The organism is Clostridiales bacterium (assembly GCA_014799665.1).
GTDB lineage: Bacteria > Bacillota > Clostridia > Christensenellales > Pumilibacteraceae > Anaerocaecibacter.
Genome location: JAAVHP010000004.1, coordinates 331,156 through 355,820, shown reverse-complemented (window position 1 = coordinate 355,820; position 24,665 = coordinate 331,156). Strand labels below are relative to the sequence as shown.

At 50.2% G+C, this 24,665-nt stretch carries 23 protein-coding genes and 1 tRNA gene; 5 read left to right on the top strand and 19 right to left on the bottom strand.

Annotated elements, in window-relative coordinates; translation table 11 throughout:
• Both HDT28_02240 and HDT28_02235 read right to left on the bottom strand, forming a co-directional pair.
• The coding region (locus HDT28_02240) for an alpha/beta hydrolase (GenBank protein MBD5131403.1) at window positions 1–279 on the bottom strand (279 nt) is incomplete at its 3' end.
• A gap of 21 nt (window positions 280–300) precedes the next feature.
• The gene (locus HDT28_02235; GenBank protein ID MBD5131402.1) at window positions 301–831 is read right to left on the bottom strand and encodes a flavodoxin family protein; all 531 of its coding nucleotides are present in this window, start codon (window positions 829–831) and stop codon (window positions 301–303) included.
• 137 nt (window positions 832–968) lie between these two features.
• Between HDT28_02235 and HDT28_02230 the strand changes: the two genes are divergently transcribed.
• Window positions 969–1,844 carry a LysR family transcriptional regulator gene (locus tag HDT28_02230; protein ID MBD5131401.1) on the top strand — a complete coding sequence of 292 codons (876 nt, stop codon included), beginning with the start codon at window positions 969–971 and terminating at the stop codon, window positions 1,842–1,844.
• A gap of 192 nt (window positions 1,845–2,036) precedes the next feature.
• On the opposite strand, the gene HDT28_02225 is transcribed toward HDT28_02230, so the two are convergent.
• From HDT28_02225 to HDT28_02170, 12 genes are all read right to left on the bottom strand, one after another.
• Window positions 2,037–2,126, bottom strand: a tRNA-Ser gene (locus tag HDT28_02225).
• Window positions 2,127–2,170: 44 nt separating this feature from the next.
• The gene (locus HDT28_02220; GenBank protein MBD5131400.1) at window positions 2,171–3,196 is read right to left on the bottom strand and encodes a DUF2804 domain-containing protein; all 1,026 of its coding nucleotides are present in this window, start codon (window positions 3,194–3,196) and stop codon (window positions 2,171–2,173) included.
• Window positions 3,197–3,199: 3 nt separating this feature from the next.
• Window positions 3,200–3,616: a 30S ribosomal protein S9 gene (gene rpsI, locus HDT28_02215; GenBank protein MBD5131399.1), complete on the bottom strand. Its 417-nt coding sequence runs from the start codon at window positions 3,614–3,616 to the stop codon at window positions 3,200–3,202.
• A 19-nt stretch (window positions 3,617–3,635) separates the two neighbouring features.
• On the bottom strand, window positions 3,636–4,109 hold the full coding sequence (gene rplM / locus HDT28_02210) for a 50S ribosomal protein L13 (GenBank protein MBD5131398.1): 474 nt from the start codon (window positions 4,107–4,109) through the stop codon (window positions 3,636–3,638).
• A 371-nt stretch (window positions 4,110–4,480) separates the two neighbouring features.
• Complete coding sequence (locus tag HDT28_02205; protein MBD5131397.1) at window positions 4,481–5,230, bottom strand: zinc metallopeptidase; 750 nt, start codon at window positions 5,228–5,230, stop codon at window positions 4,481–4,483.
• Between the two features lie 12 nt (window positions 5,231–5,242).
• Window positions 5,243–5,530, bottom strand: coding sequence for a hypothetical protein (locus HDT28_02200; protein MBD5131396.1), 288 nt, complete (start codon window positions 5,528–5,530; stop codon window positions 5,243–5,245).
• Window positions 5,531–5,631: 101 nt separating this feature from the next.
• Window positions 5,632–6,129, bottom strand: coding sequence for a nucleoside deaminase (locus HDT28_02195; GenBank protein ID MBD5131395.1), 498 nt, complete (start codon window positions 6,127–6,129; stop codon window positions 5,632–5,634).
• 9 nt (window positions 6,130–6,138) lie between these two features.
• Window positions 6,139–6,936 carry a hypothetical protein gene (locus tag HDT28_02190; GenBank protein ID MBD5131394.1) on the bottom strand — a complete coding sequence of 266 codons (798 nt, stop codon included), beginning with the start codon at window positions 6,934–6,936 and terminating at the stop codon, window positions 6,139–6,141.
• Window positions 6,937–7,072: 136 nt separating this feature from the next.
• The gene (locus tag HDT28_02185) at window positions 7,073–7,510 is read right to left on the bottom strand and encodes a 23S rRNA (pseudouridine(1915)-N(3))-methyltransferase RlmH (GenBank protein MBD5131393.1); all 438 of its coding nucleotides are present in this window, start codon (window positions 7,508–7,510) and stop codon (window positions 7,073–7,075) included.
• Complete coding sequence (locus HDT28_02180; protein ID MBD5131392.1) at window positions 7,507–8,571, bottom strand: CPBP family intramembrane metalloprotease; 1,065 nt, start codon at window positions 8,569–8,571, stop codon at window positions 7,507–7,509. The genes HDT28_02185 and HDT28_02180 overlap by 4 nt, the downstream gene beginning before the upstream one ends.
• Window positions 8,571–9,638: a CPBP family intramembrane metalloprotease gene (locus HDT28_02175; protein ID MBD5131391.1), complete on the bottom strand. Its 1,068-nt coding sequence runs from the start codon at window positions 9,636–9,638 to the stop codon at window positions 8,571–8,573. The genes HDT28_02180 and HDT28_02175 overlap by 1 nt, the downstream gene beginning before the upstream one ends.
• Window positions 9,632–10,402, bottom strand: a complete 771-nt coding sequence (locus HDT28_02170; protein MBD5131390.1) for an MBL fold metallo-hydrolase — start codon at window positions 10,400–10,402, stop codon at window positions 9,632–9,634. The genes HDT28_02175 and HDT28_02170 overlap by 7 nt, the downstream gene beginning before the upstream one ends.
• 83 nt (window positions 10,403–10,485) lie before the next feature.
• Between HDT28_02170 and HDT28_02165 the strand changes: the two genes are divergently transcribed.
• The 3 genes from HDT28_02165 to HDT28_02155 are packed head-to-tail and all read left to right on the top strand — an operon-like array spanning window position 10,486 to window position 13,071.
• On the top strand, window positions 10,486–11,307 hold the full coding sequence (locus HDT28_02165) for a fumarate hydratase (GenBank protein MBD5131389.1): 822 nt from the start codon (window positions 10,486–10,488) through the stop codon (window positions 11,305–11,307).
• A gap of 15 nt (window positions 11,308–11,322) precedes the next feature.
• Window positions 11,323–11,826 carry a TRZ/ATZ family protein gene (locus tag HDT28_02160; GenBank protein MBD5131388.1) on the top strand — a complete coding sequence of 168 codons (504 nt, stop codon included), beginning with the start codon at window positions 11,323–11,325 and terminating at the stop codon, window positions 11,824–11,826.
• 12 nt (window positions 11,827–11,838) lie between these two features.
• Window positions 11,839–13,071, top strand: coding sequence for an aminopeptidase (locus tag HDT28_02155; protein MBD5131387.1), 1,233 nt, complete (start codon window positions 11,839–11,841; stop codon window positions 13,069–13,071).
• A 213-nt stretch (window positions 13,072–13,284) separates the two neighbouring features.
• Here the strand turns inward: HDT28_02155 and HDT28_02150 are convergent, their stop codons facing one another.
• The 4 genes from HDT28_02150 to HDT28_02135 all read right to left on the bottom strand — a co-directional run bounded on the left by HDT28_02150 (window position 13,285) and on the right by HDT28_02135 (window position 22,963).
• Window positions 13,285–14,079 (bottom strand): hypothetical protein, encoded by a 795-nt coding sequence (locus tag HDT28_02150; protein MBD5131386.1) that lies wholly within the window; start codon window positions 14,077–14,079, stop codon window positions 13,285–13,287.
• Window positions 14,080–14,385: 306 nt separating this feature from the next.
• The gene (gene pckA, locus HDT28_02145) at window positions 14,386–15,963 is read right to left on the bottom strand and encodes a phosphoenolpyruvate carboxykinase (ATP) (GenBank protein MBD5131385.1); all 1,578 of its coding nucleotides are present in this window, start codon (window positions 15,961–15,963) and stop codon (window positions 14,386–14,388) included.
• Between the two features lie 182 nt (window positions 15,964–16,145).
• The gene (rsmA, locus tag HDT28_02140) at window positions 16,146–16,955 is read right to left on the bottom strand and encodes a ribosomal RNA small subunit methyltransferase A (protein MBD5131384.1); all 810 of its coding nucleotides are present in this window, start codon (window positions 16,953–16,955) and stop codon (window positions 16,146–16,148) included.
• A gap of 200 nt (window positions 16,956–17,155) precedes the next feature.
• Window positions 17,156–22,963 (bottom strand): hypothetical protein, encoded by a 5,808-nt coding sequence (locus tag HDT28_02135; protein MBD5131383.1) that lies wholly within the window; start codon window positions 22,961–22,963, stop codon window positions 17,156–17,158.
• Window positions 22,964–23,191: 228 nt separating this feature from the next.
• On the opposite strand from HDT28_02135, the gene HDT28_02130 reads away from it, so the two are divergent.
• Window positions 23,192–23,950: a histidinol-phosphatase HisJ family protein gene (locus HDT28_02130; GenBank protein MBD5131382.1), complete on the top strand. Its 759-nt coding sequence runs from the start codon at window positions 23,192–23,194 to the stop codon at window positions 23,948–23,950.
• Between the two features lie 37 nt (window positions 23,951–23,987).
• On the opposite strand, the gene HDT28_02125 is transcribed toward HDT28_02130, so the two are convergent.
• Window positions 23,988–24,659, bottom strand: a complete 672-nt coding sequence (locus HDT28_02125) for a hypothetical protein (protein ID MBD5131381.1) — start codon at window positions 24,657–24,659, stop codon at window positions 23,988–23,990.
• Window positions 24,660–24,665: the final 6 nt, after the last annotated feature.

Here is a 24,665-nt window from a genome sequence, read left to right as displayed (position 1 = left end):
ACCGCTTTCACCCGTGAAGGAAGGATCGAAGGCAATCGTCAAAAATCCGCGCTCTGCCATTTCCTGCGCGTAAAGCCCCGACGACTGTTCTTTTACTGCGCCGAACGGACCGCAAACCGCAATAGCGGGAAGTTTGCCTTTTGCGTTCTTCGGTATATACAGGTCCGCCACAAGCGTTATTCCGTAACGGTTGTGAAAGATAACTTTTTCGTGATTTACCTTTTCGCTTTTAGGGAAAACTTTATCCCATTCTTTCGTCAAATTTAATTTCGTATCCATATATTTACTCCTTAATATTTTTCATTTTAACGACCGCCCGAATGCTTCAAGTTCTTTTAACTTCTTATCCGAGCCGTTCTCATAACCGTGCGCCGTATAAACGCCCATATTTTCCAAACCGAGATAATCAAGGAAATCGCCCTTAAATGAAAACAATGCACCGTCATACATTTTGCAATCGCCCGAACTTAAAATCATTGCGACCTTTTTAAGATTAGGCGGACACACGGGATAAGCCGCCGAATAGAAACGGTCTATAACACATTTCAGTTGCCCCGATATTCCGTGATAATAAATAGGCGATGCTATAACCAACATTTCGGAAGTTTTCAAAAGCGCATATATTTCCTGCATATCGTCTTTTTGCATACAACTACCGTTTCCTTTTGTATGGCAATACTCGCAGGCAATGCACCCACCGATATTCTTTTTGCAAACGTCGATAATATGCACGGCGTGTCCTACCGATTCAGCACCTTTGCGGAATGCTTCAACCATTTTCTTTGTGTTACCGTTAGGGCGCGGTCTGCCATTCAGAACTAAAATGTTCATTTTTATTCTCCTAAAATCCTTGTATGGCTATATTATACGGCAATTTTAATCATATATCAAATACTTATATTTTATGACATACCCATAATTGACACGCATATTGAATTTATGCTATACTTTGTACAAGGCGGTGTATTATGGAATTGAGAGAATTAAAATACTTTTTGGCGGTTGCCCGTGAACAAAGCATTTCCAAAGCAGCGGAAGCATTATTTGTTACCCAACCCAATCTATCACGGCAAATGCAAAACCTTGAAAAAGAAATAGGACAACAGCTTTTTATTCGCGGTACAAGAAAAATCACGCTCACGGAAGCAGGACAGCTACTTCGCAAGCGTGCGGAAGAAATTATCGAATTGTATAACAAGACCGAAAACGAATTGAATGCACCCATTACGGATATTAGCGGCGATATTCATATTGGCGGCGGAGAAAGCTATGTTATGGGACTTATAGCAAAAACAGCTCATAGCGTGCAAAAAGATTACCCTGACGTCAAATATCATTTGTTCAGCGGCGACAGCGGTACGATTTCTGAAAGGCTTGATAAAGGGCTTATTGATTTTGGTATTTTTATAGAGCCATTTGACGTGAGCAAATACGATTATATTCAGTTGCCGCTCTATGATACTTGGGGCGTGCTTATGAGAAAAGACAGCCCGCTTGCCGAAAAGGAAAACATATCGCCCGAAGATTTATGGGATAAACCGCTTATTCTTTCTCGCCAAGCGCACGGCAAAAATATGATAAGCGAATGGTTCAGAAAAGACACGGAAGAACTCAGCGTAATCGCAACGGGCAATTTGCTATACAATATGTCGCTACTTGTAGAAGAAGGCGTTGGTTATGCCGTCACTCTCGACAAAATCATTAACACGAGCGGAAACAGCAATCTTTGTTTCAGACCGCTTTACCCCACTCTTATTTCTCATCTTGATATTGCTTGGAAGAAGTATCAGGTCTTTCCGAAATGCGCGGAAATATTTTTGAAACGATTGCAAGAAATAATGTAGAAAAGCGTAATTGGAAAAGACATGGCGTTCAAATCCTGTTCATTTCAAAAACTCTAAAAAGCCATCCATAAAAAACAAAGATAGTTTTCAGTATTGCTATTACTATATTTTGTATCTGTGTATAGCAAAAAATCACCGAACACACTATATGTTCGGTGATTTTTTGTCAGCATCCTTTTCGGGTACTAAATATGGCGGAGAGAGCGGGGTTCGAACCCGCGATACCTGTTACAGTATGCCCGCTTTCCAAGCGAGTGCCTTCAGCCGCTCAGCCATCTCTCCATTCGCCGTCCGTGCTATCACGGACGGTAGTATTTAATTGTTGTTTACCATTTGTTTCGAACGTATTCGGCGAAGCCGATTTTGTTCGTGACGGCGATCACTCGTCCGTCGTCGAGCGTCACGTTGCCGTAGAACTTCCCGAACACCTGGTGCTGGTCGGTCATTAGGCACAGCGCGTGCATTTTATCTTTCCTGTCGACCATGGGGAAGAACGTTATATCCAGCCTACCGCTATCGTCCGCGATCTTCCACGGTTTAAGGTAGTCCGGCTTTTCAAGCGTAAACGGGATATCGAAAGTTACGTTGCGTAGCTTGTTCGCCTTGCCGTTGTAGAAAATGACGTTCTCGCTCGCCGTCGGCATACCGAAGCCATAGCCCAGGTTTAGCCCGAACGGCGTGCCGTCGTCCAGAACGCACGACAGCGACGACCAATACCATTTATTCTTATACGGCCAAACGCCCCTGCCCCAGTCGAGCCCGCCGATGCCGTTGTCGAACGTATACCGTTCGTCGCCGACCTCGAACCAGCCCTTGCCGCACAGACAATTGATCTTGGTGTTGTAATAGAACTGTTTGCGCTTTTTGAACGGGATAGCTACCGTTATGTTATCGCCCGTTGTCGGATCGAGCTCGATCTCGCATTTAAAGTTCGTTTTTCCGTCGAACTTAGGAAACTCGGCATTGAGCTTGCGCTGTCCGGTCTCGTCAATCGTGAACTCGATTTTTACGCCGCCTTTCGCTATTCTAACGTCGCCGCACGAACATGTACTCGGCATATTGAGCTTGCCCCTACTGAGCAGCCCGATCTTGCTCTTGGTTATATAGCGAATATGCTCGAAGTCGATAAGCGACACCGACGCAAGCGACATATACGAGTTGTCTGCGACGGTGAGCGCCACGGCGAACTTGCTGTCGCCGAAGTAGTAATAGTCCCACTCTTTGATACGGAGCTTGCTCGCCTTGATCGCGGCACGGTCGTAAGACTTGACCTGCGAGTACGCGTACCCGCTCTGTTGAAGCGTGCCGTGTGCGTCGAGAAGCTCGCCGACCCCAAGCAAATGCGAATGCATTGATTAACGCTTGGAGAACTGAGGAGCTTTACGCGCTTTCTTAAGACCGTATTTCTTGCGCTCTTTCATTCTCGGGTCGCGGGTCAAGAAGCCTGCTTTTTTGAGCGCGGGACGGTAAGTGGCGTCCACGTTGCAGAGCGCGCGCGAAATGCCGTGACGGATAGCGCCCGCCTGACCGGTGTAGCCGCCGCCGCGAACGTTGACGATAACGTCGAACTTGCCGACGGTATCGGTCTCGGCAAACGGCTGGTTGACGATAAGTTTGAGCGTGTCGAGCGGGAAATAATCGTCGAGCGAACGCTTGTTAATGGTGATCGTGCCCGAGCCGCCCGCAAGAACTCTTACGCGCGCAACGGCTTTTTTGCGCCTGCCCGTGCCCCAATATTGAACTTTCTTCTTCGCAGTGGATTTAGCTGCCATGATATATTACCTCGTAATCTTATTTGGCGCTGTCGTTGTAAACGATAGCGAGCGGTGTAGGTTTTTGTGCTTGATGGTTGTGCTCTGCGCCCTTGAAGACTTTGAGCTTTTTAGCCATCGCGCGCCCGAGCGAATTTTTGGGAAGCATACCCTTAACCGCTTTGACGACAGCCTTGTCCGAATTTTCTTCCAAGAAGTGGGAATATTTCTGCTGTTTGAGCCCGCCCATGTACCCGGTGTGGTAGGTGCGAAGCTTTTTGTTGAGCTTGTCGCCCGTGAGCACTACCTTGTCCGTATTGATAACGATAACGAAATCGCCTACGTCGCTGTTGGGGGTGTACTCGGGTTTGGTCTTGCCTTTGAGAACGGCTGCGACCTGCGAAGCAAGCCTGCCGAGCGGAACGCCCGCCGCGTCGACGACGTACCAGTTGCGCGTGTATTCCTTGCCACCGATCTTGTAATCGGCGGTACGGGAATTAACCTTATTTGCCATCAATGTTTTCATCGAAAACAACCTCGTAAAAAATAGTTTTTTATGGCGTTCGCGTACGTGACTGAACATACCCGAACGATAAGCGCAAACGTTTCACGCCGCCGCGCTTCCGCAAAGCGTTCGGTTTATATCGGGGTAGACTAAACCGCTACACTCCACGGTGCAATCGGTATTATACAATAAATATTACTATTTGTCAACTATTTCCCCTACTTCTTTGAAAAGAAGTAGGCAAGAAACTTTTAGTTTCGTGTGTTTACTTATGTGGTTCGTTGGTCGTTCCACCCGATTAAATTCATATCGTTATATATAACTTTCCCGCCACTTTAAAAATAGCGGATAAGAAAATATACCTTACCCGCTATCTATACTTACCTATTTCTATTTCTATTTCTTCCCATCATTAGAATCGCGAGCAAACGCAGGAACTGCAACGCCGTCACCATGAACGAAGCCACGTAGGTCATAGCCGCGGCGCGGAGAACTTTTTTAACGCCCGCCGCCTCGTCGGGGAGCAAACAGGTTTTGAGGTATTTATACGCTCTGCGGCTCGCGTCGAACTCGGTGGGGAGCGTGACGAGCGAGAACAACAGAGTAAGTCCCATTACGACAAGACCGACCATCAAAAATATTCTGCCGATAGCAGTGTAAGGACTGGCAAACCCCAAAATATATCCTATTATAAATATGGGATACATCATGGTGCTTGCGAAATTGACGATAGGCACGAGTTTGAGCCGAGCCGAAGAAAAGAAATAGTTCTTGGCGTGCTGAACGGCGTGCCCCGCCTCGTGGCAGGCGACGCCTATCGCGCCGATCGACGCCGAGTTGCGCACGGTGTCGGACAGCGATATAGTCTTAGTCGTGGGATTGAAGTTATCGGTAAGCGAACCGCGCACGGCGGCGAACTTAATGCCGTCTACGCCCTGCTCGGCAAGGAAGTTGCGCACGTACCCCTGTGCCGAAATTCCCGACGAACCCATAATGCCGTTATACTTACTGAAAACGGTATTGACGCGTATAGACGCAATCACGCTGAATAACAGCATGGGTATGAACAAAACCATTGTGATACCGTATATCAAGTATGCGGGATCTGTAAATAAATCGGTAAACGTCATTCTACCCTCCTTTTATATCGCCACGTCGGTGTAGATCATGAACGCGGCGACCGCCACGATTATGCACGCGAACACGATAGCGAAAATAATATTGCGTTTGAGCGTGAACTCTACGCCCGCGCAGAACACCGTCGCGAGCGTGCAATAGTTACGCGCTGCGCCGATTTTTATCGCAATATCGCTCGGGATAATTCCCGCAAGATTATTGAGATATACTATGAGCATAAGCACGAGCGTGGCTATGCCGAACAGCCCCGTAAAAATGTTTATTATCTTATTCAGTATCCTACCCGTTATCATGACGACCGTCCTTTATAATGCTTGTCTGATGTTAGAATTATATCCCAAAACGTAATTTTTGTCAATCCCGACAAAGCTATTCGACGAGATTTAATATACTTCTAATCTTCGGGCTTGTCCTTGGGCTTGCGCTTCGCCTTGAAAAACGCTTGAATGGGCGCGAGGCATTCGTTTTCGAGCACGCCGCCGACCACCTCGGCGCGGTGGTTGAGCTTGTCACACCGCGCAATATCTATCGCCGTTCCGCACGCGCCGAACCGCAGATCCTTTGCGCCGTACACCACGCGTTTTATGCGCGAGTACACTATCGCGCCCGCGCACATTACGCACGGTTCGAGCGTGACGTAAAGCTCGCACTCCGCCAAATTCCAACGCTGTAACCGTTTCGCCGCGTCGCGTATCGCCACGATCTCGGCGTGCCCCGTCGGGTCGAATTCGGTGTTGCGCATATTCACGCCCACGCCCACCACCTCGTCGCCTTGAACGACGATCGCGGCTACCGGCACTTCGCATTCCGGACAATCTTTCAGTTTTTCGAGCGTCAAGCGCATGAACCTTTCGTCGCGCTCGTCGTATTGTTTTACTTCTTCGGTATCCATAAGCTTCCTTTAATCGGATAAATAATTCAAAATAAATTCGGGCAGGTATTGGTTTCGCTCGATATCGTCGGCGAAGTTTTTGGGCAGAAGCGGATGCTTACCGTACTCGACGAGCTCGATAGTCACCGCAGGGATGCCGAGCGTTTGTATGCACCAGTCCTTGTATCCGCCCGCCGAACCCAAATCGCCGTCCACCTTTTTAACGCCGATATAGTCGGCGACGGCGGTTGCGAACTTCTCATCGCGCACGCGTGCTTCGCCTTTCTGGAAGAACTCCCAATACAGTTCGCCGCCGAGTGCGTGATAGCTGACCGTTGCCTGCGGCTTGACTTTGAGCGTGAAGTCGCGCAATGCCCTACTCTCGGGCGCGCTGAACGGATATTCGCCGATATAATCTGACGGACCGACTACCCGCTTATTCTGTTTGCCCGTTCCCCAGTTCGCGTCGAAGTTGACGTTAAGATCGACGCCCGCCGCGTTGGCTTTCCAAAACTGATGTTGCGAAGCGAACTTACTTAGCACGGGGCTACCCAACGTTTCGCCGCTCTCGAAGAATATCGCGCCGTCGGGGTTGACCAACGGAATGAAGTACACGCCGCCGACCGTGTTACGCCACACTTCGATTTGTCTGAGAACGACTAGCGCGGTGTAGCATTCGCGCGCGTGTATGCCAGCTGTGATTATGACTTGCGGCGTAGAGTACGAACCGAGATGTGCGCAGAGTATGTCGAGTCCGCTCACGCTCTTGCCGATCGAGGTCACGTCGGCAGACGAAGCCGACAATGCGTTATATACCTGTTCTACCAAATACATAGTATAGTATATTATCTAAAATTAAGAATTGAGAATGTAGAATTCAGAATTATTGACCACTGAGTGGTGATTAGATGTTTCACGAGCGAAGCGAGCCCTCAATTCTTAATTCTGAATTCTTAATTCCAAATTATTTATGATACGGAACGCCCTTTATGATCGTCGCGGCGCGGTACAATTGCTCGCACAATAACAGCCGACAGAGCTGGTGCGGATAGGTCACGCGCCCGAACGATATGCGCCGTTTTGCGATCTCACGCACGCGCTCGTCCACGCCGCTCGCCCCGCCTATAACGAAATACAGAGTATCGCTTCGTTCGAGCTCTGTCTTGACGATATTGCTGAGCTCCTCGCTCGAAACACAGTCGCCGCCTATATCCATGAGCACGCACGGCGAATCCACCCTCTTTATGATTTCGTCGCATTCCTTTTTTATCGTGGGCTGTTCGGGTATCTCTGTAACGCTCACGTCGAAAAAGCCTTTCAGGCGTTTAAGGTACTCGTCGCACCCGTCGCGGCAAAACGATTTACTCGCTTTGCCCACGCACACAATTTTTATCTTTTTCAATACATGAACCCCCAAACGTAGGTAAACACAGTCGTACACAGCGCGACGGCGCACACCGACACGCCCACTATTATATCCGCCGTTTCGATCTTGTATCGAGGCTTGCGGTAGCTCGCCAAGCCGTGTTCTAGCTCGCGTTCGAGCGCAGCCGCACGGTCGGGCTCGTCCGCAGTCGTCGCGGCAATGCGCCGTACCGCTTCGCGGCGCGCGCCTATCACCCGCTTATCTTCGAGGTAGAGCATGAACACGACGAGCGCCGCAGCCGCCACAGCCACTATCATGAACAGCAGCGCGAGCATCCAGCTCGGCAGCGCGCCCATTACCGAGAAAATGTTGCCGCCGAAAAAGCCGTAGTCGCTCGCGTAGTCGATATACACGCTCATGAAATTATTGACGAAGTGCATCAGCATTGCGGGGTACAGGCTTTTGGTTTTGAGCGTTAAGAACGCCGCGAGCGCGCCGAACAGCGAGGTGTAAAACACCTGCCGAATATTTTGGTGGAACAACCCGAAAATTACGCCGCACAGCACGACGCAAAAAACGGTTTTGAACGAGCGCTTAGCCGTTGTAAGCAGTCCGCCGCGCATGACGAATTCCTCGCACACCGCGGGCAGTACCGCCGTAAGAAAAATTTCGGTTATGAGCATCCACGCCGCGAACTCGGTCGGCTTATCGAGCGAGCTCGAACTGGACACGTACCCCGTAAGCGACAGCAGTCCCGACCACGCCGACGATATTCCTATCGTAAGGAAGTACACGCACACGCCAAGCGGTATAGCCAAAAGATAGTACGCCCTGAACCGCCCGACGGACGAAAATTCGAGCGTTTGCTTGACCGTGCGCCCGCCGTAGAACTTGTATATGCAAAACGGTATCGCCAAAAAGAACAGTAATTGCGTAGGGATGGAGAACACCGCCGACTGCAAGATTTCGTCGCCGTATGTCGAGTACGGGAGCGGCGCAAAGTACGTGATTATGCGCATAACCACCACGCCGATTATAGCCGAGCACAGCGCGAGCGAAACCGCGCGGCAGTCGCGTTTTAACCACAGCGGCGTCATCAAAAATACCCCGCTACAAGATTGACAATCAATAGCAGCGCACAGATCCCAATACCTATAAAGAACCTGACCTTACCTTCCCTATCGCGCGCCGCCGAGATGATCTCGTCGCGCTTAACGGCTTCGGGCGCTTTTTGCTCGCCGCTTTCGCCGTCGGCGGACGGATTCGCTTGCCCTTCGGCTTCCGTTTTTTCTTGCGTTTTACCCAAGTTAAAACCGAACCACACAAGCACGAAAATAATCGCGCCGCACGCAACGAAAAGCCCGAGCGTAATAAAGAACGCCGCCGCTATATTGTTCGTAAGCCACGCTACGCAGTCGCCGAGCCCGGCGCCGAGCGGCGTAAGGTCGATAACGAGCGCGAGCGAGTTAGCCGTTGCGTGAAGCAAGATCGACGGCAAGAGCCGTCCGCTTTTTAGTAGTATAAACGCCGACACCGCGCCGAGCGCGAATTGGAAAACGACCTGCGCGGGGCTCATGTGCATTAGCATGAACGCGAGTGCGGACAGCACGATCGCAACGGTCGCGGACTTCTTTTTCCTCAGCCCCGTAGCGAGCACACCGCGGTATATTATTTCCTCGCACACGGGCGCAAGGAATACCGAAGCGATAATCAGCATGGCTAGCGCCGAGCTTGTGTCTATACTTATATTGCCTATGTCGGGCGACATTTTAAGCACGTACGTCGTAAAATAGCCGTACCAAACGGTGGGCAGGTACATTCCCGTAAGTAGCAGTCCCGCGCAAAGCACGGGCACGACGAAAAGCGCAACGTAAAAAAGCTTGCTTTTTTTCTGCGCTTTATCGGCAAACAGCGTAAAGTCGAATTTATAGTTATTGAGCCAGCTGAAAAAGAAAATGAACGCGCCGTTCACGACCTGAACGAAGATCATAAACGCCGTATTGAAATCACCGTTCTTGGCTATATCGGGAAAGCTCCCCGCAAGCCCTGCCGACAACACGCCCGCCGTAGCTTGGCAAATAAGCGTCGATATTATCGCACCGAGATAGAAAGTGCAAGCCGAGCAGTAATCGTATTTGCGCGGCGAAGTCGGTCTTTTCAGCATACCACAAACAGCCCCGTCATTTCGTTCTGCGTAGCGGCGACAACTCGCACGCCGTCAACGCCTGTTTTGTCCAGAGCTTTCTTCACCTCGTCGAGCGCAAGCTGTTGAGTGTTATTCTCCTCTGACAAGTGCGCAAGAATAAAATTCCTAACACCGTTCGCCGCGAGGAATGCGCACGCGTCGGCGCAAGCGGCGTTGGACAAATGCCCGTGACTGGACGCTATACGCGCTTTCAGCATGGGCGTGTACGTGGGATTGGCGCGCAGCATATCCCTATCGTGATTTGATTCAAGCATAACTATATCGCACGCCGAAAGCGCTACAAGTTGTTTCTCGCTGAGCATACCCACGTCGGTCATGACCGACACGCGCTTGTTTCCGTCAGAGATAATATACCCGAAGCACGGCACGTCATGGAGCGCTTCGATAGCCGTAACGGTGAGCGTGCCTATATTGAACTCGCGCGGTGCGACCTCGGGCGTAACGCCCGCAGACCGCTTGATAGCGTACTCGCTCTCACGCTGGCAAAAGACCTTGACGGACGGGTGCTTTTTGTTATAGGTTTTGAGCCCGCCGATATGGTCCGAATGCGAGTGCGTAACGCATACCGAAATGGCGTCGGGATCGCAGCCCAAAACGCGCAAGCATTTTTCGGCGCGCGCCGTCGAAATCCCGAGGTCGATAAGAATATCGGTATGCCCGTCGGACACGAAACAGCAGTTGCCTTTCGAACCCGACGCGAGTGAACAAATCTTCAAGCTCATACATATTATTATATATTATCGGTAAATCAAAATCAAGTAATTTTAATTGCCATTGCGCGCGCGATATGTTAGAATATAACCAAATGAGAACTATCGACCAAAGTGAAATAATCGAAAAAGTATCGGCGCTCATAACCGAGTGTCTTACCGTTCCCGACCGCGCGGTAACTTCCGCGCTCGAAAATATCGCGACGAACAGCGAACTCGAACGCACCGCCGCCGCGCTTATCGTCGAGAACAACAAGATAGCCGAACGCGACCGCGTGTACTGCTGTCAAGACACGGGGCAAGCGGTTTTCTTCGTTCGGCTGGGCGAGGACTTACATATAAACGGGCTTAACGCCGCATTGCAGTCCGCGGTAAAAAAGGCGTACACAACTGCGCGCAAGTCTGTCGCCGATCCTATCACTCGGCTGAACACGGGCGACAACACGCCGGCTATTATCGAGACGGAAATCGTCGCTGGCGACAAGCTCGAAATTACATACCTCGCCAAGGGCGCGGGCAGTGAGAATATGTCCAAACTGTATATGCTCACCCCTGCCGACGGCAACGACGGAATAGTAAACGCAGTTGTCGACGCGGTGGAGAAAGGCGGGCGCAACGCCTGTCCCCCGCTCGTGGTCGGTGTAGGTATAGGTGGCGTGACCGAAACGTCGTGTATGCTGTCCAAACGCGCCATACTCCGCGGCGTGGGGAACGCGAACCCGCGCGAGGATATCGCCGAGCTGGAAAAACGAATTTTGCAAAAGGTCAACGACTTGGGGATCGGCGTGGGCGCGCTCGGCGGCAAGGTCACCGCGCTCGCCGTCAATATCGAGACCGCACCCACGCATATCGGTATGCTGCCCGTAGCCGTCAATCTTCAATGCCACAGTATGCGGCACGGTAAAGTAGTGATATAGGTTTTTGGAATAGTTATGTCAAACAAACAGTTAAAACTTCCTCTTACTTCTAAGCAAATACAAACGCTCGTCGTGAGCGAAGTGGTTTCGCTCAACGGCACGGTGTATACCGCGCGCGACCAGGCACACAAGCGCATGGCTTACGCTATCGAGCACGGCGAGCAATTGCCGTTCGCGCTCGACGGCGCGGCGATCTACTATTGCGGACCTACGCCTGCGCCCGAGGGCAAGCCCATAGGCAGCTGCGGACCGACCACCAGCGGGCGCATGGATAAGGTCACTCCGCTACTGATAGAAAACGGACTGAAAGTCATGATCGGCAAAGGGGTAAGAAACGCCGCGGTTACACAAGCTATAAAGGATAACGGCGCGGTGTATTTTTCGGCGATAGGCGGCGCGGCGGCGCTGTACCAGAGCCGAGTCAAGTCGTGCGAGCTTGTCGCCTATCCCGATCTCGGTTGCGAAGCGGTATACAAGCTCGAAGTAACCGACTTTCCCGTAATAGTAAGTATAAAATAGTTTGGAGGATATATGAAAAAATTCAATAAGGCGCTCGCGAAAGCGGTAGTGCATTCGGGCGTAAACGTTCAGAAAGGCGAAGAAGTGCTGGTTATCTCGTCGGTGTACGCCGTAGAGCTCACGCACGAGATAGTCAAGCTGTGCTACGAGCGCGGCGCCAAGCGCGTGCACGTTAAGTACCGCGACGGCGAGCTCGACAAACTCGATTTCGCATATCAAGCGACCGAAACGCTGACCAACAAACCACAGTTCGTGTACGAGGAGCGCAATTATTTCGCCGACGTGAACGGGTGCGTTATCAACGTTATTTGTGAGGACCCGAACGGGCTCAAAGACGCCGACGCCGCCAAGATCACTTCATCGCGCCGCGCGGACATGAAAGGGCTTGCACGCTACTACGAAAAGTCGATGTCCAATCGCGTTAAGTGGTCGATAATCGCCTACCCGCATCCCGATTGGGCGACGCTCATGTTCCCCGATCTCAAACCGCGCGAAGCGTACAAAAAACTTGCCAAGTACATTGCCAAGACGACGCGTGTCAATAACGACGATCCCGTCGAGGCGTGGAAGAAGCACGCGGCGGAGCTCAAAAGCCGATCGGATAAGCTCAACGCCGCGAATATCGTATCGCTCACCTACAAGAACAAGCTGGGCACCGACGTCACCGTCGGTCTGCCCGAGAACTATATTTTCGCGGGCGGCGCGGAGGAGTGCAACGGCATGATCTTTAACGCGAATATGCCGACCGAGGAAGTGTTCTCCGCACCCGACTGCAACCGCATAGACGGCGTTATCAAGGCGTCCATGCCGCTATGCTATCAGGGCAAGATCATAGAGGGGCTGTCGCTCACGCTAAAAGGCGGGCGCATAGTCGACTACTCGGCAAAGACGAACGGATACGTACTCAAAGGCATAATCGAAACGGACGAGGGCAGCCACAGTCTCGGTGAGATCGCGCTCGTGCCCTACGACTCGCCCATAAGCAAGCTGCACACGTTATTCTACGAAACGCTGTTCGACGAGAACGCGAGCTGTCATTTCGCTATCGGTAAAGCCTACCCCACTTGCGTTAAGGGCGGCGAGGATATAGAAAAAGCCGAGCTCAAAAAGCACGGGCTTAACGACAGCGACGTGCACGTCGATTTTATGGTCGGCACCAAGGACCTCGAAATCACCGCGCTTACCAAGGACGGCAAAACTTTGAAGGTCTTTGAAAACGGCAACTTCACAAAAGATTTCGAGTAACCTACTTCTTTGAAAAGAAGTAGGCAAGAAACTTTTAGTGTCGTGTGTGGACTTAGATAATTTGTAGTTGTTTTCCACCCGATTAATTTCGTTGCGTTATTAACCTACCCCTTGGGGGAGGGTGTAATTACTAAACAATATCATTCACTTTATAAAAAAACAACCGTCCTCGTTTATCTCACGAGAGCGGTTGTTTTTATGTATGATTATTGATTATTCCGCATCCTCTTCGTACTCTTTGTACTCTGCGGGGACGCCAACCATAGTAGTGCCTACGCCGTAGATAAGCAGGGTTTGCTCATACGAGTTATGTTCGGTTTCTTCGCCGTCCTCGTCCATAATCATATCGTATTCTTCCAAGTAAGAAACGTAAATTACCTTACCGTCCTTGATTTTTATGGTAATTTTCGTCGCGATATTTTTGGCGTACTCGTTATCGTCTTCGTTAAACGTAGCGGTATACGCGCCGTTCTCAAAAGTGAACTTGGCATATCCGTTGTATGCGTCTTTGAGTTCTTTCAAGCTCGTCATATCATTCTCGAACTCGTCATCGCTCTCCTCTCTGTACCAAGCTTCTTCCTCGTCGTCGTACTCATACTCGTAGTATTTGCCGTCGATTACCGCGCCCGCGCTTTGCGAGGCATATGTTTCGTAAACATACTCGTCGTTTTCCTTAACGTATTCACCAGTCAAATAATCGTATTTCAAGCTTTTTGACGTGTATTCCGAAATATATTTGTCGGTATCGAAACCGAGCGTTCCCTCGTTTTCACGGGTAGTTAAATCGCCGCGCTTGGTGACCATTGTCATCTTCAACGAATAGTTCTTGACTTCGGAATAGTCGAACGCCGCTTTCCACGCCGCTTCGTCCGCAACCTGTTCCGACTTGATGGTGGCGGGATCGGTGTTGCCGTTTATTCCGTCGTCGTTATCGCCGCACGCAACCATGCCGAACGCCGACGCCGCAACTACCGAAGCTAACAAAAGAGATAAGATTGTCTTTTTCATGATAAACTCCTTAAAGATGAAATTCACAGTAATATTATACCCCACCCCGCAAATTTGTCAAGTGTTTACGCCCTACTTCTTTGAAAAGAAGTAGGCAAGATTTTTTTGATGCCGTGTATTTGCTTAGGGGATTATTTTTGCGCTGCGCCCGAATATTTTCCTTACTTAATTTATTGCTCAACGCCACTACTACCGACCTGTCATTCTGAGCATAGCGAAGAATCTCGTCCTAAAACGAAACGACCGCCCATGATTTTACAAGAGCGATCGTTTTATTTTTAATTTCTAATTAATAATTTCTACTTACTAAGCTTTCGGGCCTGCATTGACGATAGCCGCGTCGAGGTCGTACTTTTTGATGTTCTCGGCGAAGTCCTTTGCGAGCTTTTTGGCGAGTCTATCGTACTCGGCTTTATCCGCCCATACGTTCTTGGGATTGAGGATATTGCTGTCGACGTTCGGGCAGGTCTTGGGGATCGCAAGCCCGAAGAACGGCTCGGTCTCGTACTCTACGTTAGCGAGCGTGCCGTCGAGCGCGGCGGTGACGATAGCGCGGGTTGCGGGAAGGCTCATGCGCTTGCCTACGCCGTAAGCGCCGCCCGTCCAGCCTGTATTGATAAGGTACACGCTCGAACCGTGCTTTTCGATCTTCTCGCCCAAGAGCTTGGCGTACACAGCCGACGGGAGCGGCATGAACGGCGCGCCGAAGCAGGTGGAGAAGGTGCTGACGGGATCGGTAATGCCGCGTTCCGTGCCCGCGACCTTGGAGGTGTAGCCCGAAACGAAGTAAAACATCGCCTGTTCCTTTGTAAGCTTGGCAACGGGCGGAAGCACGCCGAACGCGTCGGCGGTAAGGAAGATAACGGTCTTGGGATGTTTGCCGACCGACGGAACTACCTTGTTGGGAATGAAGTCGATCGGGTACGATACGCGCGTGTTCTCGGTGAGCGAGCGGTCCTTGTAGTCGGGCTCACGCGTTACGGGATTGATAACGACGTTCTCGACAAGCGCGCCGAACTTGATCGCGCCGTAGATCTCGGGCTCGTGCTCTTTGCTGAGGTCGATGCACTTGGCGTAGCAGCCGCCCTCGATATTGAAAATGCCGTCGTCTGACCAGCCGTGCTCGTCGTCGCCGATAAGCCCGCGCTTGGGGTCAGCAGAGAGCGTGGTCTTGCCCGTGCCCGAAAGCCCGAAGAACAGCGCGGTATCGCCGCTACCGTCGAGCGCCATGTTCGCCGAGCAGTGCATACCGAGTACGCCTTTCTGCGGGAGCAGGTAGTTCATGAGCGAGAACACGGACTTCTTCATTTCGCCCGCGTACTTCGAGCCTACGACGAGAATGAGTTTCTTATTCAAGCAGAGCAGGATCGCCGCTTCGCTGTTGGTGCCGCATTCCTTAGGATCGAGCTTCAAGCCGGGCACTGCGATGAGCGTGTAGTCTTCCTTAAAGCTTTTGAGCTCGGCGTCGGTAGGACGAATGAGCATATTGTTCATGAACAGGTTTTCGGATGCGTACTCGTTGATCACGCGAACGGATACTCTGTACTTGGGGTCTGCGCCGGCGAAGCCGTCGAACAAATATACGTTCTTGCCCGAAAGGTACTCGCCGACTTTCTTGTAGATAAGCTCGAACTTGTCAAGCGGGAACTTTTTGTTCTCGCTGCCCCAGCCGATCTTTTCAGATACGCCTTTCTCGTCTACGATGAATCTGTCCTTAGGCGAACGACCGGTGTACGCACCCGTTTCGACGAGAAGCGCGCCCGTGTTCATGAGCTGCGACGGCTCGGTTTTGAGCGCTTCCTCGGTGAGGATCGCAGGCGTCACGTTGCGGTCGACTTTCTTGGGATTCTTGATCCCGTACTTTTCTATTCCGTAGGTTTGCATATTTACTCCTTCGGGCTCCCGCCCTATATTATTTTTTGTTTTCTTCCTTCTTGTGAACAAGAAGGAAGCGAAGAAAACTTTATGTTAAATAATGTAAATGTGATTATGCTTTACTTGTATTGCCTTCCCTATTTGGGGAAGGTGTCGCGTAGCGACGGATGAGGGCACTATAATTCTCATCCTTATTTATGCCCTATCTTTTCATACAGCGCTTTCAGTCCTGCCGCGCCGAGTTCTTCCGCGCGCGCAGTGGGCTTGTATCCTAATTCGTCGAGCGCGGTCGTGATATCGTCTTTATTTATGCCGACGGCGGTGAGATTGTTCACGAGCGTTTTGCGTTTCTGCGCGAAGCAGTTTTTGATAAACGCGTCGAACTCGTCGGTGAGCGCCGCGCCCTCTATGCGGTCGAGCCGAATGAGCGCGCTGTCCACTTCGGGCATGGGCGTGAAGTCCCACGACTTGATTTCGCGCACTAGCGTGGGGTTAGCCACCGCCTGGACTGCGCACGAGAGCGCGCCGAAATCACTGCCGTCCTTAGCGCAAATGCGCTCTGCAACTTCCTTTTGCACAAGACACGTTATGGACTTGCACTCGGTCGATTTGAGGAAAAGGAATATAAGCGGCGTTGTTACGTAGTACGGAAGATTGGCTATTACCACATACTTCTCGCCTATGAGCATATCTACGGTCTCGATACCGATTTCGAGCACGTTATTGCTGAAAAGCTGAACGTTCTCGAACCCGTCGAGAGTTTCGGCAAGCACGGGGAACAACGTTTCGTCTATCTCGAACGAGCACAGCCGCCTTGCGCGCTTTGCAATGAAGTACGACAAACTGCCCGAGCCCGCGCCGATCTCGACAACACACTCGCCGTCCGCGCCGCCCTTCTCCGCTATCTCGTCGAGAATATCCTCGTCGAAAATGAAGTTCTGCCCTAACGCCTTTTTGTATTTGAACTTATGCTTGTTAAGTACGCTTTCGAAATCTACCATACCGTTAAAATTATATCACAACGCCGAAAAAAAGGCAATTATTTTTGGGTTACTTCTTTAGCCAAAGAAGTAACCAAGAAACCTTTGCATTAGGATATGTTTGCAGGTGGTTATGCGTATCATTTTTCGCCTTTCATTCTTTTCCGCACGCAAAAACGCGAGGCTTTCGCCCCGCGCTTTTGTAATAAATATAAGTTTTATTAAGCTATTTCTTCCATGTCGAACGGAATGCTGGACCAAGTACTCCAATTTATCTCACCGTAAATTGTATTGTTCCAATCAACGAACGTAATGTTGATCGATTGTCCCGCGCCAATGTCCGTTGTAAAGTCTGTACTCTTAGCCGTCCAAGAATTACTACCTTGCTGGAACATAATTATAACACCTTTTATATTTCCCTTGGCAGCATCCCAATCAACCGTAAAGGTAAAGTTGTATCCATCCGTGCCTGTCATTTCAGTTACATTGTACGTCGTGTAATCTCCGCTACCCCAAGCATGAATTTTTACATTTTTTATGGGGGAGTCGAATATTCCGTCAACCGAGAAGTTTATTGTCATTTCGGTCGATACGGGAACATCCGGAGTACCGTTTATCCACAATGCATTATCGGAATAGCGCAGGTAGAACTCGTAATCGGTACCCGAGCCAAGCGTTACAGTGCCGTCGTCGTTAAACGTGCCTATGGGGCAGTTATCTTTTTGAACAACTCTTACCTGTTCGCCACCATATATAACCTTAATGGTAGTTTCTTCGGTAAGGTCGAATTTATCGGTCTTAGCCTCGTTTACGCCATCCGCATTAAGCACTAGGTCGATAATCTTGGTATCGCCGTTGTACAAACCGTCGCCGGGTTTGAGATTGCTCTCCACGTATGCGCCTTCAAACGTAACCCATAATCCGCCTTCCCAAGAGTTATCCGAGGGATTATAATAAATATTGAAATATCCGCTGGTATGCACGGTGATTTCGTCATAATTGTCGCCGCTAATATGTTCACCGTCCATAGCCGAGCCGCCGCGCACCCATACATTCTTGGTAACCTGTTTCTTATTATACCAGAACGTAATCACGTCGTCTTCTTTCAGCAGAGCACCCATAACCATGAGTTTGGTATCACTATCGCCGTCAGGAACAAGTTCTTTTACAAATTGGCCATTCGCATAAACACCGTTCTGCTTAGTCTTAGGAGTCCACCTAGCGTAAAGAGTCAACTTGTTGTCGTCGGTAGTATTGCTGTCGGTAATTTCAGTATCGAAGTCCCACTCGTTATTGAATGCCTTATCAGTAAACCATCCGACAAGGGTGTAATCGTCGCGAGTAGGCGCAGGATCGGGTGCAGAAACCGTAGCGCCGTAGTTAACGATGACGGGTTCGAGGATATCCGCATCCTCATAATTAAGGTCGAACGTCACTGCATAAGTCTTTTGCGTGTAGTGTGCGTGAAGCGTAATTGATTTTCCGCCGCCGAATACACTGACAGTAAGTGCTGTTACCTCTGTGCCGTTATCATCCGCGCTCGTAAACCAACCGTCGAAAGTATAGCCTCTCTTTTCCGCATCGTTGAGATCAACCGTGCCGTTTGTAACCGTATACTTCGTCGGATTTGCCGGAGTTACCGTGCCGTCGTAAGTATAATAGGTGATCGTGTAGTTAATGATCTCCCAATGCGCGACAAGTTCGATATCTTCCGTTACGGTATTTTCGGCAAAGACCCATTCGATGTGTGTCGTAGAATCTACGCACCACTTTTTGAATTCATAACCGGCTCTGGTGGGATTGGAAGGCTTAGTAACCTTATCGCCGTAATTTACTGTAAATGGCGAGCCTGTTACAGCCGAACCGCCGTTACTGTTGAACGTAACGGTAAACGTGAGCACCGTCCATTTTGCGGTAAGGTTGTAGTTTTTGGGATCGGTCAAGTCTACGCTTTCTACCTGGGTAGACGGGTCGTTTATGTTGGTGAACCAGCCCGCAAACATATATCCGTCGCGCGTAGGCGTAGCAAGCGTTACGCTGTCGCTCTCAACGGTATACTCTTGCTTATTGTCGGTCACACCCGACAAAGTACCGTTATTCGGATTGTACGTAATAGTATACGTATTCAAAGTCCACGTTGCAAAGAGGCTTGTCGCTCCCGTAATAGGAGTAGTAAAGTCGAAGGCAGCGCCCGCTTTTTGCCATCCTCCAAACGTGTAACCGATCTTCTCGGGAGTGTAGCTCGTAGCGGTCTCCCCGTCTTCAACGCCCTGTGTAGACAAAACAGAGTTATCGGTATCGTAGAACGTAACGGTGTAAACATTCTTTGCCGACCACTTTGCTACAAGCGTAACGTTACCCGTTACTGCCGCACCGAAGTTAAATGCCGCGCCTGTCTCGCTGCCAATCACCCAGCCGACAAAGGTATGTCCCGCCTTAGTAGGCGTGACGGTAGGCGCCGTAGCTTTGTTAGGATACGTTACGTTTTGCGCAGGGAACGCCGAATCAGGTTCATCCGCGCCATTTTTATCGAACGTAACGGTATAGACATTAGCCGTCCAAGTAGGTTTAAGCGTGTAATCGCGCTCTACGAGCGTGTTGTCGAAGTCAAACTCGTCGTTGCTTAACAATACCCATTTATCGAAAGTGTAGTGATCTCTCGTAGGCTTGTCGCTGGGCTCGGCGATAGCCGTACTGAACGTATTAACGGTAACAGTCTTGAACGTAGTTCCGTCTTGATTTTGGAACGTGACAGTAAGCGGAGCTACATTGATATCAAACGTGTAGGTCTTGGTGACCTCGCCCTCCGTATAGCTTACGGTTACGGGCGTGGTGTTTGCCGTGTTCATATCGGCGCTGAGCGTGTAATCGACCACGACGTTAGTATCACCGTTGTTGTAATGCGCAGTAACTGTTATGCCCGTTTTAGTGAGAGTTTGACCGATTGTATAACTCGGCATAGTTGCACCGAGCGTAACCGTGATACTTTCAAGCACGACGGCTTTAACTTCTATAGGGTAATAAGCGGTTTGACCATTGAACGTTACGGTTACTTGCTTATTGCCTGCACTCGTCAAATCGGCTTCAATGGCACAGTTGCTGAGGGCCACGCTCTGCGTTATTTCGTTGTTATTGTTAAATACCGCTGTAACTGCGAGGTTAGTCTTATCTAGCGTATCGCCTACAAAATAGGAATTCTTTACATTCGTAGTGGTTAACGTTATGCCCGTAAGCTTGTTTTTGACGGTGACGGGGAAAGTCGCTTTTAATCCGTCGGTCGTTGTTATCTCGATATCAATGGTCTCGCTACCGTTAAGCTTATCGGCAACGTCTACAAAAGTAGGCAACGCTTCCGCAGTACAATCTATTACGGGCACAATTTCCGTCTTGCCGCTGTTATAGTAGCGAACAACTTTTATACCCGTCAAAACGATTGTATCGCCTACATAATAATTGGTCTTGCTCGGATTCGTTTCAATTTCGATACGTTCCGCTACTACCTCGGTCGCATTATATTCATACTCGACCACTGCATTACCGACAAGGAGCTTAACGGTGTTCGTGCCGCTTTCGGCAGCGTCGGTGGTTACAACCGTATACTCGGCGTTTTTGCCGTCAACCTGCACGGTAAACTGATTGGTAGGGACAGAACCTACAAAAATGTTTGCATTCGTTTTCTTAGTTACCACTATATTCTTATACGGCGTAATAGTCAAATATTTATTAGTCGCGCCGTTTTCGAATACAATGTTATAATAGCCATCGCTTATATTACTAAGAACAATATTCGGGCCCGTGGTGGAAAGCTCAAACGCCTCGTTCGCGGCATATGCTCCGCCGTACCAACCGTTATTGCCCGCGCCGCCAATGTATACTTTGAAATCGTCGTACTTTTTAAGATATACCTTGGTGAAGTAATATTTTTTGTCAGTCGAATTGTAGTGCGTAGTTATAAGGCTGCTGTCGCTTGACCACGCTCTGCACGTTAAAAAGTCGCCCGAGAAAGTACCGCGCAAATAAATCACGCCCTTCTCGTCTTTTGTTTCTACAATAGTATTGTTATTGTTAGAGGGATCACGCAATGCAATATAGCCGTCGAGAGTGAAAGTCGCGTAATTACCTTCTGCGTTCGTGCCGAAGGCGATCGTCCAAGTTGCGCCCGTAGGAGCGCCCGTAAGCGTTTTGACTTTTATTCTGCCTTTGTTGTCCGCTTCGATCGCCATGATAGCGGGACGAACTTCCGCGTTGCCCGCGATGTACGTGTTGTAATCGGCTATAACGGTATCGGTCTCGTCGATCGCAGCGTTCTGATAGCTGACAAACTCGAAATAGTCGCCCTCGGTGAGTGTGATATTCGTTATTCTGTAATTAGTTCCGGTCTGCGTTACTTTGAACTTAGCTTTATCCCTTGCGGAACCTTCGGTGAACAAATCGCCGTCGAACACGGAGCCGACAAGGTAGATGCCGTCGCCCGCCGCTTCGCCGAACTGGGCGTAGAGCGTCAAATTACCGCTTACGGTATCCTCGTCGAAATCCCACAAATCGGTGCAGCCCTGATCGCTGTACCAGTCAAGGAATACGTGACCTTCAAACGTGGGATCCGCGGGCTTTTGCACTTTACCGCCGAATGCGATATTCTGCGACGCGACCGCACTGCCGCCGTTAGATACGAAAGTTACCGTGTACATATTGGAGTATTCGGCAACCACGGTGATGGTGGCACCATCCGTCGCAATCAGGATATCCGAAGTTATCGCGGTGACCACAGTAGTACCGAGCTTCCACCCGACAAAATAGTAGCCGTTAGCCTTAGATGCAGCTTTAACAGTGGGTTTACCGAGCTTTTTGCCGCCTGCGGGGAGCGTGCTCAATTTAAGCGTTTCGCTTGTCATCGCTTCGCCGCGCGTGCCTACGTCATAAACGAGAGTATAAGATTTTTCCGACACGTTTACGGTAAAGTCAACGGTCTTGGTTAGTTCGTTCGAGGTATAAGATACCGTTATCGTCTTTATGCCAACAGTCGTGCTGTCGAAGCCCGAAACCATGGCGGAAGTTACCGATATCGCTTTGTTTGTATTGTCGGAGAAGTACGCCTTAACCGAGATACCCGTTAAGTCGAGATCCTCGCCCAAGAGATAGTTGGTCTTATCAGGTCTTTTTACAAGTTCTATTCTGGTAAGCGTTTTTACGGGCGTTACCGTAACTTCGAAATCAGCGGTCTTGGTTACTCCGTCCTCGGTATAGGTTACGGTCAACGTTTGCTTGCCAGCCGCAGTCTTGTCGTAGCCCGAAACCATATCGAGCGTTACGTTGATAACTCTATCGGTATTGTTATCGTAAACCGCGGTAACGACGAGACCCGTCAAATCGAGATCCTCGCCTACCATGTATTCGGTAACGGTCGGGTTTTGGGTTATTTCAATACTCGAAAGCGCTCTGTCCGACGTGACGGTAATGTCGAATGTTGCGGTCTTGCCCTCGTACGTTACGGTTACCGTTTGCACGCCGGACTTATTCATATCGAAGCCGCTGAGCATAGACGAAGATACGGGCACCGTCGCGCTCGTATTGTCGCTGTAATTGGCGGTAACGATAAGCCCCGTTATATCGAGCTCGTCGCCCACCGTGTAAGCGGTTTTGGTCGGATTGCTCGTTACGATTATGCCCGAAAGCGTTTTTTCCTGCGAGCCCGAACCCGTCCACTGCGCGTACAAGCGCACGTCCGCTGTGATCACCGTGGAGAAGCTCCACGAGGTATTGATAGCCTTATCGGTCGACCAACCGTCAAAGACATACCCCCCCCCGCGAGTGGGGTCGGCGGGTTTGGGCACCGTTTTACCCTCGTCCACCGTTTCGGTCTTGTACACGCCGCTGTTGGGCGCGCCGTCGTAGTTGTAGTCGAAGGTTACCGTATAGGTAACCGGCGTATCTTGATCCGGTAGGTCGCGTTTGCCACACGCCACGAGCGCGCTCGCAAACAACGACACGCAAAATACTGCGACTATTGCGATAATGCGTTTTGCTTTCACAATCATTCCCCCGATCGTGCAACTCTGCACGTATCATTTATATATAGTATATGATACACCTATTTGTTTGTATTGTCAATACATATAATTAATTTATTTTCCGTTTTTCATACTTCTTTTTGGAAAGAAGCGAGCAAGAAAACCTTGCGTTTAATCAACGAGGGCAAAAACGTAACGGCTTGACAGCGCGAAAAACGCGGTGTATAATACAAGCACGTGGAGGACACTATGAAGCTTATTCCCTACGATACAGACCTTAGCGGCATGGACTGTCACCTGCACAGTCGGTTCTCGCCCGACGCCAACGGTTGCGGCGCGGACGAGCCGCAGCGCATAGTAGACGCCGTGCGCGAACGGGGCTTACGCGGGTTTATCGTCACCGACCATATCGACGTCGGGCATTGGCTTGACTACCCGCCTATCGACTTCGATAAATACTTCTCGGCGTGGGAAAAGGTCAAAAAAGCCAATCCCGATCTTACTATTTATATAGGCTTGGAAGTCGGGTTCGAAGCGCATACCGCCGAGCAGTCGTACGCGATAATCAACGATCTGCCGTTCGAGTATATTATAAACAGCGTGCACTATTGGCACCCCAACGAGCAGTTCAGAAACGGCAAACACAACACATTCGCGGCGTACCTCGAATGCGTAAAAGCTTCGCTAGACGCGCCGTACGAGTTCTCGACGATAGGACATCTCGGCTTCCCCGAGCGTTACGCGCCGAGCAAGGACTACGTGATGGACTACCAAACCTTTAAGCCGTTTATGGACGAGATTATCGACAAGGCAATTGCCCGCAAAGTGCGGTTCGAGGAGAACACCAACGCCGGCGGCGAAATGCGCTTGCCACGCGCCGACTTCCTAAAAGCGTACAAGCAAAAGGGCGGGATCAAACCCATGCTCGGCTCAGACGCGCACGTGTCGGCGACGATCGGTCAGCATTTCGCCGAAGCGCAAAAGTTCTTAGACGAAATATTCGATTAAATTAAAATAAAAACGGTTGAGTTTTTTCAACCGTTTTTTACTGTGTATTATCTTTATTTTGCTCGTCTTGTTTTTCGATTATCTCGTAACCGAAAACGTCGTCGTATTTTTTGGTTTGGGTATCGGGCGCGGGCTGTTCGGGTTTTTTATTATCCGCTTCCCTGCGCGTGACGGGCGCGGGGATTTTTTTAAGCACGGTCGCCGCAGTAACACAAAAAATGAAATCGAGCGGAACGAGCACGACGGTCGCTATCACCGCGAGCACGGCATAACCGCCTACTCTGTTCGCCCACTCGGCGATATTTATATCGATACCGACGGTAGCCACGTTGACGACGATTGCGTACAGCGCACCGAACGTTGCGTTAAAATACGCTATCGTTATCAACGCACGGATGATCGCCGTTTTGGGTTTGCGGTAATCGAACTTGTGCAAGAACACGGTCACTATTCCGTACGGCGCGAACATTATAACGAATGTCAGCCACTTGACCGACAGCCCCGTCATTAGGAACATAAGCCCAATCGAAGCGAGTGCGCACAGCACGCCGTACGCCACGCTTCCGCGTTTGCACGCCAAAAATATGCAAAATGCCGCTAAGTATAACGGCATAAAGCTGAGCGGCAAATATGCCGTGAGCGTACACATGATGACGGCGAGCGCAGTACATACCGCAGCGGTCGTCAGTTTTTTGGTGGCAACGCGCATTAAAAC